The following is a 13,759-nucleotide window of genomic DNA, read 5'->3' on the forward strand; positions in this document are numbered from 1 at the left end:
CCTCATATAATTATGCTCATTCCCTGCTGCTACAGGGAATGAGCTTTTTAATTAGATGTTGAAAGATATACTAACATACTTGAAAAATTTTTTATTAATATATTTCAAAAGAACAATTTTTAGGAGTGTATTTACATACATATATAATAGAAGAAAGGTTTTTATTTTTTTAATATGAATCTTCAATATTTGTTCAATTATTTTATAGATCATGTGAAAAATCATATAATAAAAGGAATGAAAACGATTTCCTTTGCACTTCTAGGGGAAACAAATGTCCATCCTAGAAAGATTTTTCTTGTGCAATGTATGTATTTACGATACAATTTTCAATAAGTTAAATTTTGAATTATTTGAATTTGTGTGTTTCACAGGCTGTATCTTCATTCAGAATATTTTTGTAGTGAGAGTGAAACACCATGGCTAAATATCTGTTTGAAAACGAAGTGTTAAACACGGCAAACTGACCTGCTTTGTAAAGTCAGCGAACAATTCAAAATCTGTACGAATTAAGCTGAGACGAAATAAATAGAATGAAACTGCGGAATGTAAGTTGGAGGGAATAACAGAAATGGCAACTATAAAGGCAGCTATATTAGGATTTGGAACGGTAGGTCAAGGAATTTACCATATATTAAACGAAAAGCGTAAAGAGCTTAAAAATAAATTAGGCATTGAGCTAGAAGTAGCAAAAATTTTAGTTACAGACGCCAGCCGTGAACGCGTACCAGGGACAGCACATTTAATGACAACTAGTATGGATGAAGTTTTAGCTGAACCAGGTATGCAGGTTGTTTTTGAGGCAATCGTGAATGAGGAGCCAGCATTTACTTACTTAAAGCGCGCTGTTGAACATAAATGTCATGTTATCACAGCAAATAAAGTAATGTTTGCAAAGCGAGGCTTAGAGCTACAGGACCTTGCAAAAGCAAATGGTGTATTTGTGGGCTTTGAGGCAACAACCGCTGGTGGTGTTCCAGTTATTAAAACGATGAAAAACATTTTGCTTGTCAATGATGTTAGTCGTATTCAGGGTGTTTTAAATGGGACATCCAACTATATTTTAACGAAAATGCGTTCACAAGGCTGGTCGTTCGAAACTGCTTTAAAAGAGGCGCAAAATTTAGGCTATGCAGAGGCAGATCCATATAATGATATTTCTGGGCAGGACGCCTTTAAAAAATTAATGATTTTAAGTGCTTTAGCATTTGGTGAACAACCAGACTGGGCTGACGTTGAAGTAATAGGTATTGATAGTATTTCGGCAGAGGAAGTAAAAGAAGCATGCGAAAAAGGCTTGCGTTACCGCCACGTTGCAGAGGTTGAGAAACTAGCAGATGGTAAAGTGGTCGCAAAGGTTGGCCCGCAATTAGTAGATAAAGAACATCCACTTTACCCCGTTGATGACGTCAATAATGCTGTGGCATTAGATACAAATTATATTGGCACTTTAACGCTAGTTGGACCTGGAGCAGGTATGTATCCAACAGCTAGTGTAATGGTAGAAGATTATGCCGAAATTATCGGTAAAAGAGCCGGGTTTGTCGTAACAATATAATAGATGCCTATCATTCAACAATGTCCTAATTGTTTGAATGATAGGCATTTTTTAATCCTCATCTTTAACATCAATATCCTCTGGAATAGGAGTATTCCGCCAAATTTCAATTTCCTCTTTAATACGATCTAGCTGCTCAAAATAAGTACTAAACTGCCCGCTATTAATCAGTATTTGGTCCCCATCGTATACTGAACGAATACGGCCCTCGTAAACTAAGCGAAGTATTTGATCCTCTGGCATACCAAGGTCGATGGCTGTTTCTTCAATTGTTTTATACATAATTTCGCTCCTTTTGTTGTTTATATTATAACCTCCCGTTAAAAGAAAGCCTACTGTAGGTTAATAAATGAAAGAAAAAGGAAAATGGTAATTGTTTACTTTTTGATAAATCTGTATTATTAATGTTAATGGGCTTTGGGGACTATTATTAACAATGTCTTTTTTTCCAATTAATTCGTCTAACAGGTACAACTATTATTTTTTATTGGGGGATTACCTTAGTTGATCCAAGCGGCTAATCAAACGCCCCAATCGGAACAGAAAGCAACTCACACATTTGGTGATGAAATTCATTAAAATCTTAAGAATTTCTTCATTTTTATAATAACTGGTTTTTAAGATTTAAAAGGTACACTATTAATTGAGAGCGAGGTGTATATCATGACGAAACTAACAGTTCTTGTTACAGATGATGATCAAGATATTCGTGATGGTATTGAAATCTATTTAAAAAATGAAGGCTACAATGTCATTAAAGCTGCTGACGGCTTAGAGGCAATTGAAAAATTAGAAAACAATGAAGTACATTTAATTATTTTAGATATTATGATGCCGAATATGGATGGAATTACAGCGACGTTTAAAATTAGAGAAGAGCGCAATATTCCAATTATTATGCTTAGTGCAAAGGCGGAGGATGGTGACAAAATTCATGGTCTATCTGTAGGTGCAGATGATTACGTTACAAAGCCTTTTCATCCGCTAGAGCTATTGGCACGTGTGAAATCTCAGCTGCGACGTTATGTACAACTTGGGACGTATAATGAAGGAGCAGCGAAGGTGGAAATCGACGGACTTGTATTGGATGAAGATGCAAAGGAAGTCAATTTAGAAGGCGAGCCTGTTCGATTAACACCAATCGAATATAAAATTACGGAATTATTAATGAAAAATGCAGGGCGTGTATTTTCGATAAGAGAGATTTATGAGCGTGTGTGGAATGAGGAAGCTTACAATGCAGAAAATATTGTGGCTGTACACATTCGAAAAATACGTGAAAAAATCGAAGCGGATCCGAAAAATCCACGTTATTTAAAGGTGGTGTGGGGCGTTGGCTATAAAATGGAAAAATAAAGTAGAGCAGTATGTTACAATTGCAGGGTTTGTAGCAGGGGTTATTGGACTAATTTATTTCGGTGTATATGCGTATCAAATAGTAACTGCACGCTCTTTGGGGATGCTACAATTACTCGAGAAAATTTTTTAGAGAGGAGTTAAAAGTATGTTAAAAAAATGGAAACCTCTTCTCGCTCTTATATGTTTAATCTGGGTAATATTCGGTATTTTTACGTTCTCAAAAGTTGGGTATCAATATATAGGGAAGTCGTATTTTCAATCTGAAAATTTCCAGCACGAACTAGATAATTTTCAGTCAGAATTAGGACCATTAGTATTAAATTTACCGACGGCTGAGGATTTAAAAAGTAAAATTGCGGTGACGCAAAGTGAAATTGAAGAACATCGTAATCGCTATGGTACATTAGGAGAACAGGTAGATAATATTAAAGCTCAATATGCGGAGCGCATTCAAGAAGCTACTAATGTAAATGCAACGGAGTTAAAAACAAAGCTCGAGAAAGAGCGAGATGCCAAAATTAAAGATATTACAACTAATTTTGGGGATGATGAGCATGTCCGTAAAAAAATTCAGACTCAAAAGGAAGAGCTTGTTGATAAGTATATAAAGAGAGCGCAAGAAGAAGCAAAGAGTTTTGTGAAAAATAATAATCACTGGTCTTACGAATTAACGAACACTGAATCAGGTAAAACATTTAGTTCGGGTAATGTTTCAGATAGTAGTGCTTTCAAAATTAAGTTTACTGAGCAACATCCATTAACGACTTCAAATATTAGTAGTTATTTAAACGATATTTTTTATCAAGGTGATACCTCTTTAGATGCAGAGGAACTTAGGGAAACTTTTGATTACACAGGCATTATAACCATCTCAAAAAAATCAGCGCAAGCAGTAGACGTTATGGGAGGATATAACAATTTTACAACTAGTCAATACATCTTCTTCTTTATATGGTTAACGAGTATTGTGGCAGCTATTTTTGCATGGAAAGAGCGTAAAGAAGTACTGCAGATGGTTCAAAGTTTAAAGGGCGAAGAAGCTCTTGAAAAAATGAAAATTGATTACCAAATTGGATTATTATTAATAACTGCATTCATGTATATGGTAGCATCTGATACTGCCTATAGATCGATTGTAGATGTTTTAAATAGTAATTATGTACGTTATTCAATGGATTGGCTATTTAAAATAGGTGCCTTGATTGTTATTGCTATGCTGTTCTTTGTACAGCTAATTTGGTTGTATAATCGGGTGAATACAGCACAGAAATTAGAGGAGAACTTAAAAGCTAGCTATTTATGGTCACTTGGCGAATCAATCACGGATTTATTTATAAATCGTTCCATTGCATTACATTCCTTTGTGATGATTGGGGCAGCGTTTTTCGGTGGTGGAAGCCTTGTAGCTTCAATGTTAAGAGGTGGGGGATTCCCCGTTCTAGTATTGGGCGTCTGCGCAATGATTGGTATACCAGCCATGATTCTCTTCCTTTCTAGAATGGGCTATTTAAACCGAATTATGAAGGATACAAAAGCCATGGCAGAAGGGCGTTTAAATCGTGATGTCAAAGTAATGGGCAAATCACCACTCGCAGGACATGCAGAAAATCTTAATCATTTAAGAGAAGGCGTACGTACGTCTATGCATGAACAGGCGAAAAGTGAGCGTTTAAAAACAGAGCTTATTACAAATGTTAGTCACGACTTACGCACTCCGTTAACATCTATTATTACGTATACAGATTTACTGAAAAATCCTGATATTACAGAGGAAGAGCGTAAGCAATACATTCATATCCTTGATAAAAAATCAGAACGTCTAAAATTACTAATTGAGGATCTTTTTGAAGTGTCTAAGATGGCGAGTGGTAATATGGAGCTTCATCGTACTCGTGTTGATTTAACCCAGCTTGTACAGCAGGCAGTAGGGGAGCATGAGGAAGATTTAGTTCAGGCTAATTTAGATTTACGCATGACAAAACCACATGAGCCAATCTACGCGTATGTGGATGGACAAAAATGGTGGAGACTGATCGATAATTTAATTGTTAATGTATTGAAATATGCATTAGAAGGCACACGTGTTTATGTAACATTGAAACGTACGGCAGAAGGTGATGCTGAATTCACGGTGAAGAATGTTGCGAAATATGAGATTAGCGAGAATGCTGATGAGTTATTTGAACGCTTTAAGCGAGCAGATGCATCACGCCATACAGAGGGCTCAGGGCTAGGCTTAGCCATTGCACAATCCATTGTAGATTTGCATGGTGCTCGTATGAGTATAGAAGTAGATGGAGATTTATTTAAGGTAATCGTTCGAATTCCAGCAGCATAAACCAAAAACAGCGGCAATCACATTTTGCCGCTGTTTTTGTTATGACGGTTTTATCCGCCGATATGGCTCATAGTTCCGTCGCTGGGGCGGATACATCCATCGTTAAGGCCTATCATACCGTCACTTTGAGGGGCTATCCACAAAATTGACGGTTCTATCCACGTTTTGGGTGTTCTAACCACGAAATTGATGGTTCTATCCACGTTTTGGGTGTTCTAACCACGAAATTGACGGTTCTATCCACGCTTTGGGTGTTCTAACCACGAAATTGACGGTTCTATCCACGCTTTGACGGTTCTATTCGTCACTTCGGCTCTTAGTTCCGTCGCTTCGGAACATTCATCCGTCGTTACGCTCCGATCCGTCGCCTCAGCTCTTCGCTTCAAATTGTACCAATTCTCTAGCACTACACTTTCAACCTACACATCATGTGCAGGAATTTTATATTATCAAAGCGAAGCGGCTCACTGGACGCCCCCAGGAACGCCTCAGTCTAAACGAAAATCAACCCCACTGCCTAAGAGCCACATCCACACCAATTTCACAGTTATAACCCTAAATTCTTAGCAATAATTACTTTCATAACTTCGTTGGTACCTGCATAGATGGACATGACGGGAATGTCTCGATATCTTCTAGCAATCTTGTATTCTTCCATGTAACCGTAGCCGCCGTGTAACTGCATACATTGGACAGCGAGCTCACGTGCATTTTCCGTTATCCAGTATTTTGCCATTGAAACTTTAGTTACAACGTCATTTCCTGCGATATGTTCTTCTATTAAAGATTCTAAAAATGATTTGCCGAGTTCAATTTTTGTTGCCATTTCGGCAATTTTGAATTGCGTATTTTGGAAGTCGCTAATTGATTTTCCGAAAGCTTCACGTGATTTTACATAATCAATTGTTAAAGCAAGCATGTCTTCAGCGGCCGTTTGTGCGGCGATGGCAACTGCTAAACGCTCTTGCTGTAGCTTTTCCATCATATAGATAAAGCCTTTACCTTCTTCACCAAGGAGGTTTTCTACAGGGACGCGACAATCCTCGAAATATAGCTCGGCTGTGTCTTGCGCGTGCATGCCAACTTTTTCGAGCTTGCGACCTTTCGTGAAGCCTGGTGTCCCGTCCTCAATGACAAGGAGGCTAATGCCACGATGTTTTTTTTCTGCCTGAGGATTTGTTTTTACAGCAACGACTGCTAAGCTTGTATGAATACCGTTTGTAATAAATGTTTTTTGTCCGTTAACGATATAGTGATCGCCATCACGGATGGCAGTTGTTTGGATGTTTGCCAAATCTGAACCTGTACCCGGCTCTGTCATAGCAATGGCTGTAATATTTTCACCTGTAACGCATTTTGGTAGCCATCGTGATTTTTGCTCATTTGAGCCGTATGCTTCGATATAGGGAACGACGATATCGTTATGCAGACTAACGCCGATAAGGCTTGAACCTACACGCTCTAACTCTTCTTGAATAATAACGCCAAAACTAAAATCGAGCCCGAGACCGCCATATTCCTCTTCTACTTGAGGGCATAGATAGCCCATTTCCCCAAGTTTACGCCAAAACTCAAGTGGAATAAGATGTTCTTTCTCCCATTGTGGATAGTGTGGCTCGGCTTCCTCTGCTAAAAACTTACGTAAAGTTTTACGGAATAACTCATGCTCAGTTGATTCGAATTTATACTTTGTCATATGAACAACACCCCTTTTTTGCTCGTACATGAAAAAAACTCCTCTTGCAACTATGATGTTACTGGAATATTCAGAAAAATCAAAGTGTAATATTTATAGTTTTTAGGTTATCTAGATGACAATATTGTCACTTTCCTAATTAGATTGTCATGTAAATCAAACGATTAAACTATATAGAAGATGTACACTTGATATAGTGAACCGATTGGTTGCCCTTTTACCCTGACTTTCTAGAAGAGAATGCTATAATCAACTAAGACTGTATGAAAGTAGGGAACTAAAATATGCCTAAAGTAATTGGTGGAATTCTTTTAATAAGTATATATAGTGGTTTAACTTTTTACTTAGGGTGGGGATTAAAACAGTGGCTTGTGGCAATGGGGTGGTTCCGCTATCCAATTTTATATTGGTTAGTGCTGTATATCATTGCGTTTAGTATTATTATTAGTAGATTGCATGAGTCTTTACGAATGTTTTCAATCATCAGTAATTACTGGATGTTTATTTTTGAATACGGATTATTGCTTTGCTTAGTAGCACACTTGATTATTTGGTTAAGTCCCTTTAACAGTGTAAAGATAGTTGGTAGTATAGCGATTGCTATGTTGTTTGTACTAGGTGTTGTAGGCACCTATTTAGCGTATTCACCTGTTGTCCGTCATTTAGACATAACGATGGATAAAAAGAGTAGTGAACTAAAATCGATGAGAGTTGTAGTTGCATCAGACTTTCATTTAGGAGTTCTATCAAATAAAAGTCATTTACAGCGCTTCGTTACTTTATCGAATGAAGTAAAGCCGGATATCGTCTTTTTAGCAGGAGATATTGTGGATGATGATCCTAAATGGTTTGTTAAAGAGGGAATGGCTGATGTGATGAAGCAATTATCATCTACATATGGGGTGTTTGGTGTACTTGGCAATCACGAGTATTATGGCAAGAAAATACCTGAGTTTATTGAAGAGATGGAAAACTCAAATGTAAAAATTTTGTGTGATGAAACTATTAGAATCGATAATGTGTTAGTATTAACGGGTCAAGAAGATATTACAAACAAGGATAGAAAGCAACTAGATGCATTGAAGACAACTGATGATTTACCTTGGTTTGTCATGAACCATACCCCGAATGATTTAAGTACGCCTGCAAAACTAGGCGTAGATTTCCATATGTCAGGTCATACACATAAGGGTCAACTATGGCCCAATCAGTATATTACCGCTCGTGTATTTGAGCTTGATTATGGTTATAAGTTGAGGGAGAAAATGCATACACTTGTTTCATCAGGTTTTGGCTTTTGGGGTCCTCCAATGCGACTAGGCAGCCGATCTGAACTATGGGTTGTGGATATAAACTTTCGTTAAAAGGTGAACTGGACACTCAGAAATCAACCCCACATTAGGGTAATGAGCTTATAGTGTATTTTATAATATGTTTGTATTTAATTAACAAAAGGTAAGGTGACAATGTGGATATCATTGAATTATTAAAGGCGCTTATTTTAGGCTTTGTCGAGGGAATGACAGAGTTTGCACCAGTGTCGTCGACAGGTCATATGATTATTGTGGACGATATGTGGTTAAAGACAGAGGAGTTTTTAGGGATGTATCCCGCCAATACATTTAAAATCGTTGTACAGCTAGGCTCTATTTTAGCCGTTATTGTTGTTATGTGGAAACGAATGTTAAATTTAGTGGGACTTTACAAAATTGAAGGCCAATCGAAATCAGTGAAAGGTCACTTCAATTTAGCACATGTTATTGTGGGTATGTTGCCAGCAACTATAATTGGCTTTGCGGCGAAAGATTTTATCGATGATCATTTATTTAAAGTAGAGCATGTTATTTATGCTTTAGTAGCTGGGGCAATTTTAATGATTATTGCAGATAAATTTGCAACGAAAAAACCAAGCGTTGATTCTCTAGATAAAATTTCTTATGGTTTAGCATTTAAAGTAGGGTTAGTACAATGTTTATCACTTTGGCCAGGGTTCTCTCGTTCGGGTGCAACAATATCGGGTGGTGTTCTATTTGGAATGAGTCACCGCGTGGCTGCAGACTTTACTTTCATTATGGCAGTACCGATTATGGCTGGTGCTAGTCTAGTATCTGTACTCAAAAACTGGGATACGCTATCTATGGACTATATCGGGTTCTATGTAGTGGGCTTCATTAGCTCATTTATCTTTGCGTTACTATCTATTAAATTCTTCTTAGCGCTTATTTCAAAAGTGAAATTAATGCCATTTGCTATTTATCGTTTAGTATTAGCTGCTGTACTAGCTGTTATTATCTTTATGTAATGAATAAAGTCACTCTTCTATTAAAGAAGGAGTGGCTTTTTTTAGCGATTTAATTCTGTTCTAAGAAAAATGGTATGGTTATTAAGTATTGTTTGTAAGGTGGGTAGATTAATTCTTTTTACAAAAATAGATATTTTCTACCTATTCATTGTCATTTCAGTTGTCTAGACAGTATAATTAATTTTAGAATTATTTGTTTTTAGTAGAATAGACATAGGTGCGATGGGGTGTAGAAGTTGTTTCATATTGGAAGTAAGCCTAAGAAAAATACAATTGAGATTAATGACGAATCAAGTATAGGAGTTATTATTCAAGATCAGGAACGTTTACAACAGTTAAATCTAGTAAATTTGACGAAAGAAGATTTGCAATTAATTAGAAGTTTAAAGCCATATGTTGAACGAAATGTCGGAGAGGTGGTAGCTGCATTTTATCAGGCAATTGAAAGTGTGCCAGACTTACGTGAAGTTATTGAAAAGTACAGTTCTAGTGAGCGTTTACGCCAAACATTACGCCTTCATATTATAGAAATGTTCGAAGGGTGTATAGACGATGCTTTTTTGGAGAAGAGAAGACGAGTCGCAAAAATGCATGTAAAGATTAACTTGTATCCGAAGTGGTATTTAGCAGCCTTTCAAAACCTTGAAAAATTGTTAAGAAAGATTGTATATACGCTTCAATTAACAAGGGATGAAGAAGAAAAGTTTTGTGAGGCGATTAGTAAAGTATGTAACTTTGAACAACAGATTGTCCTAGAGGAATATGATCATTATGCTAATACATTAATGGAACAGCAACAGGATAGCGTTCGAGTACATGTGAAGGAAGTTATAGGTGGGATATCTACGCAGCTAGATACTCAATCTCATAGCACGAATGAAACAGTGACCGAACTTGTTGATAACGCTAAGGGATTGAATGAATACTTGAAGGACAGTATCGACGAGGCAAAAACAATGCAAAAGGTATCTTCTGAAGGTTATTCAAAAATAGTCCGAATCAATGAGCAAACAGGGGAGATTCATCATAAAACAGTTGAAATGTCGGCTATGGTCGAGCGATTAAATCGCTCTTCCTCTAAAATTAATGCTGTTATTGAAATAGTGAAAAGGATTTCTGATCAAACAAATTTACTTGCGTTAAATTCATCTATTGAGGCTGCACGTGCAGGGGAGCACGGAAAAGGCTTTGCTGTCGTGGCAAGTGAAGTTCGTAAGCTTGCAGACCAGACGAAAAGTTCGGTTGAAGAAATTGGTGACCTTATCACGATGTCGAATGGCATTACAAAACATGTTGTTCAAGCTATTCATGAGATCCAAGAGCTGGTGAACGATAGTATTGAGCAAAACTCGGATTCTTTAAAAGCGTTTGATGCCATATCTGGTTCGGTAAACGGTTCTATCTCAAACTTCCAAAACGTCGGACTGAAAATAACAGAATTAGCAGAAATTATAGAAACCATTGGAGAATCATCCGAGGAATTAAAACAAGTGGCCAATCGTTTAGATACAACAATTAGAGAATTTTAATGACTATGCATAAAGCTGTGCATAGTTTTTTTGATTATTACCATAGTGGGGGGTGATTTCCGTTCCGACTGGGCGCTTTGTGCTGACGCTTCGCTTTCGCACAGTTAAAACAATTTGTTGCTGACGCTTCGCTTTCGCACAGTTAAAACAATTTGTTGCTGTCGCTACACTTTCGCACAGAAAACATCCGCTTCTCTGCAGGGGTTCGGGCCAACACGATGTTGGTCACGAAGGCGTTATCACAGTACGTGATGCTTTTAGCCTTCGTTCCTCTATATCTCTGATCCCCGAGGAGTCGCCCGGTCTCCACACCAATCAATTTATTTGCATGGCATACGTTTAACAAAATGGTATCTCTAACCAATTCGTTAGAAATCACTTGTATGGCCTATTATCATAGCGAATTTCCGTTCACTGGGCGCTATGCATCCTCAACTGATTGGCCTAGTTTTATTTTTCATAAAACTTAGGACAAAATCACTTTTCTGAAGGACAAAACACCAAATAGGCCGATGAAGTTTGGGAAGTGATAAAAAAGGAATAGTGTCATAAATGCAAAAATAAGAAATCCCTAGAAAATGAGCGTTCTAAGTGTTACGCTATAGGCGAATTGAGTAGAGAGGTGTTCGAAATATGAAAAAGAAATTATTTATTACTCGTAAGTTTCCGCCACATATAGTTGAACCGTTGAAAGAGTTTTATGATATTAAACAATGGGAGGAGGAAGAAATTGTTATACCGCGTGAAAAACTATTGGCGGCTGTCGCAGATTGTGAAGCACTGTGGGTAACGCTTGCTGATCTAGTCGATGAAGAGCTATTAGAACATGCACCCCATTTAAAACTTGTGACAAATTTAGCAGTTGGATTTAATAACATTGATATTAAAGCTTTGCGTAAGCACGGAATAATGGCGACAAATACGCCGGGAGTTTTAACAAATACGACGGCTGATTTTGTAATGGGATTATTGCTTGCAACGGCTCGTAGAATTCCAGAGAGCGATCGATATTTGCGTGAGGGTAAATGGAAAAGCTGGTATCCAATGCAATTAGTAGGTAAAGATGTTTCAGGGTCCACTATAGGAATTATTGGGATGGGACGTATCGGTCAAGCTGTCGCAAGACGCGCAAAAGGTTTTGATATGAAAATTTTATACAACAATCGTAGACGTCGCCATGAGGCAGAGGAAATGTACGGCTTTCAATATGTATCGTTAGAGGATCTTTTAAAACAATCGGATTTTGTCGTGATTATGACACCTTTTAACGATGATACAGTAGGACTTATCGGGGCAGAGGAACTTGCTTTAATGAAGGATGACGCAGTATTAATTAATGCGTCACGTGGTGGCATTATCGATGAGAACGCACTTTATGGCACGTTAAAAAGTGGTAAGCTGTGGGCTGCAGGGCTAGATGTTTTTGAGCAAGAGCCTATTGCGTTGGATCATCCATTGTTGACGCTTCCTAATGTTGTAGCACTCCCGCATATCGGTAGTGCCTCGCTTCAAACTAGAACGGCTATGCTGATGCTGAACGTCAAAGCACTTACTGCTTATGGGCAGGGCCAAACTCCATCCAATCGAATAGATTAATGCAATGAAGATAATAGAAGAAGTAACATTGAAGGACCCAATCAGCGTTCGCGTAGAAGTTTTGTGGATTTTATGTAGAGAAGGCTGGGTGACTCCTTGGAGATCAGCGATATAGAGGAACGAAGGCTAAAACCATCACGTCCTGTGATAACGCCTTCGTGACCACCACCAACAAAGCGCCCAGCCGGAACGGAAATCAACCCCTCGCTTTGCAAAGAACTATACTTAACAACATGAAAGGAGCACATCGCAAGTAGATGTGCTCCTTTTTAAAATAGCGTCCATTATTTATTAAACATATCAAATAAACCGCCGATGCCACCTTCGCCTCTAGATTGACCGCCACCACCTTGTGAAATTGGCGCTGCAGCGAAGACGCGACTTGCTAATCGGCTAAATGGTAAGGATTGAATCCATACTTTACCCGGCCCCTTTAAAGTAGCGAAGAAGATACCTTCACCACCAAACAAAGCTGTTTTTACGCCCCCAACCATCTCGATATCGTATTGTACATCAGCTGTCATGGCTACTAAACAGCCTGTATCTACTCGTAATACTTCGCCAGGCTGTAACACCTTTTCGTGAATAGCGCCACCAGCGTGTACAAAAGCCATGCCGTCTCCTTCGAGTTTTTGCATAATGAAGCCTTCACCGCCGAAGAAGCCAACGCCGATTTTCTTTTGGAATTCAACGCCAACTGAAACTCCTTTTGCAGCAGCTAAAAAAGCGTCTTTTTGACAAATAATTTTCCCATTTAATTGACTTAAATCCATTGGAATAATCTTACCTGGGTATGGAGAAGCAAAATAGACGTGACGTTTACCTGAACCAACGTTTGTAAATGTCGTCATAAATAAACTTTCACCAGTAATTAGCCGTTTTCCAGCTCCAAATAATTTACCCATAAGACCACTATCTTGGCTTCCTTTTGAACCATCGCCAAAGATCGTTTCCATATGGATAGCATCATCCATCATCATTAAAGCACCAGCTTCAGCTACTACTGTTTCTTGCGGATCAAGCTCGACTTGCACGTATTGCATATCGTCACCATGTAATTTGTAGTCAATTTCGTGATTATTCATAATGGGATTCCTCCAAAATTCAATTTAGTATTATATACGATTATATGTTATGTAAGTTTCAATGAATAATTAATTATTTAAGAAAAAAAAGGAATAAGATAGAAAATGTCGAATATAAAAAACTAGTATGAGTATTTTTTATTTTCGTTTAGCTAAAAATTTGTGATTATTTTTTCAATGATCACAAAAGATTTTCATCTGTAAATTAGCTAAAAGGAAATAAAATCTCTGGTGATTGTCACCAATATCATTGTACCAAAAGCATGCTTTACAGATTGTTATATATTAAAGATTCT

The 13,759-nt window shown here is 37.7% G+C and carries 11 protein-coding genes; 8 read left to right on the forward strand and 3 right to left on the reverse strand.

What is annotated here, in order from left to right:
- Positions 1–571 precede the first annotated feature (571 nt).
- On the forward strand, positions 572–1,558 hold the full coding sequence (locus AC3WSO_RS02910) for a homoserine dehydrogenase (protein WP_492528571.1): 987 nt from the start codon (positions 572–574) through the stop codon (positions 1,556–1,558).
- A gap of 51 nt (positions 1,559–1,609) precedes the next feature.
- On the opposite strand, the gene AC3WSO_RS02915 is transcribed toward AC3WSO_RS02910, so the two are convergent.
- Entirely contained in the window at positions 1,610–1,840 is a 231-nt protein-coding gene (locus AC3WSO_RS02915) for a MerR family transcriptional regulator (RefSeq protein ID WP_197142845.1), read from the reverse strand.
- A gap of 381 nt (positions 1,841–2,221) precedes the next feature.
- Between AC3WSO_RS02915 and AC3WSO_RS02920 the strand changes: the two genes are divergently transcribed.
- From AC3WSO_RS02920 to AC3WSO_RS02930, 3 genes are read left to right on the forward strand one after another with little or no spacing between them, the layout of a single operon-like run.
- Positions 2,222–2,914: a response regulator transcription factor gene (locus AC3WSO_RS02920; RefSeq protein WP_386831020.1), complete on the forward strand. Its 693-nt coding sequence runs from the start codon at positions 2,222–2,224 to the stop codon at positions 2,912–2,914.
- Positions 2,892–3,047: a hypothetical protein gene (locus tag AC3WSO_RS02925; protein WP_166672129.1), complete on the forward strand. Its 156-nt coding sequence runs from the start codon at positions 2,892–2,894 to the stop codon at positions 3,045–3,047. Before AC3WSO_RS02920 ends, AC3WSO_RS02925 begins: the two co-directional genes overlap by 23 nt.
- Before the next feature lie 15 nt (positions 3,048–3,062).
- Positions 3,063–5,255: a sensor histidine kinase gene (locus AC3WSO_RS02930; protein WP_492528574.1), complete on the forward strand. Its 2,193-nt coding sequence runs from the start codon at positions 3,063–3,065 to the stop codon at positions 5,253–5,255.
- A gap of 547 nt (positions 5,256–5,802) precedes the next feature.
- On the opposite strand, the gene AC3WSO_RS02935 is transcribed toward AC3WSO_RS02930, so the two are convergent.
- A complete protein-coding gene (locus AC3WSO_RS02935) occupies positions 5,803–6,951 on the reverse strand; it encodes an acyl-CoA dehydrogenase family protein (protein ID WP_492528576.1) in 1,149 nt (382 codons plus the stop codon).
- Positions 6,952–7,235: 284 nt separating this feature from the next.
- Between AC3WSO_RS02935 and AC3WSO_RS02940 the strand changes: the two genes are divergently transcribed.
- From AC3WSO_RS02940 to AC3WSO_RS02955, 4 genes are all read left to right on the forward strand, one after another.
- A complete protein-coding gene (locus AC3WSO_RS02940) occupies positions 7,236–8,315 on the forward strand; it encodes a metallophosphoesterase (protein WP_492528578.1) in 1,080 nt (359 codons plus the stop codon).
- Between the two features lie 104 nt (positions 8,316–8,419).
- Complete coding sequence (locus AC3WSO_RS02945) at positions 8,420–9,253, forward strand: undecaprenyl-diphosphate phosphatase (RefSeq protein ID WP_492528580.1); 834 nt, start codon at positions 8,420–8,422, stop codon at positions 9,251–9,253.
- A 236-nt stretch (positions 9,254–9,489) separates the two neighbouring features.
- A complete protein-coding gene (locus tag AC3WSO_RS02950) occupies positions 9,490–10,782 on the forward strand; it encodes a protoglobin domain-containing protein (protein ID WP_492528582.1) in 1,293 nt (430 codons plus the stop codon).
- A gap of 633 nt (positions 10,783–11,415) precedes the next feature.
- Positions 11,416–12,378, forward strand: a complete 963-nt coding sequence (locus AC3WSO_RS02955; protein WP_492528584.1) for a 2-hydroxyacid dehydrogenase — start codon at positions 11,416–11,418, stop codon at positions 12,376–12,378.
- 284 nt (positions 12,379–12,662) lie between these two features.
- Here the strand turns inward: AC3WSO_RS02955 and AC3WSO_RS02960 are convergent, their stop codons facing one another.
- A complete protein-coding gene (locus AC3WSO_RS02960; RefSeq protein WP_492528586.1) occupies positions 12,663–13,463 on the reverse strand; it encodes a TIGR00266 family protein in 801 nt (266 codons plus the stop codon).
- Positions 13,464–13,759: the final 296 nt, after the last annotated feature.

It is taken from the genome of Lysinibacillus sp. EB106-09-02-XG168, assembly GCF_058791475.1.

Coding starts and splice junctions, on each gene's coding strand:
- AC3WSO_RS02915 (WP_197142845.1), bottom strand. CDS start 1,840: ATGTATAAAACAATTGAAGAAACAGCCATCGACCTTGGTATGCCAGAG.
- AC3WSO_RS02910 (WP_492528571.1), top strand. CDS start 572: ATGGCAACTATAAAGGCAGCTATATTAGGATTTGGAACGGTAGGTCAA.
- AC3WSO_RS02930 (WP_492528574.1), top strand. CDS start 3,063: ATGTTAAAAAAATGGAAACCTCTTCTCGCTCTTATATGTTTAATCTGG.
- AC3WSO_RS02960 (WP_492528586.1), bottom strand. CDS start 13,463: ATGAATAATCACGAAATTGACTACAAATTACATGGTGACGATATGCAA.
- AC3WSO_RS02940 (WP_492528578.1), top strand. CDS start 7,236: ATGCCTAAAGTAATTGGTGGAATTCTTTTAATAAGTATATATAGTGGT.
- AC3WSO_RS02935 (WP_492528576.1), bottom strand. CDS start 6,951: ATGACAAAGTATAAATTCGAATCAACTGAGCATGAGTTATTCCGTAAA.
- AC3WSO_RS02955 (WP_492528584.1), top strand. CDS start 11,416: ATGAAAAAGAAATTATTTATTACTCGTAAGTTTCCGCCACATATAGTT.
- AC3WSO_RS02920 (WP_386831020.1), top strand. CDS start 2,222: ATGACGAAACTAACAGTTCTTGTTACAGATGATGATCAAGATATTCGT.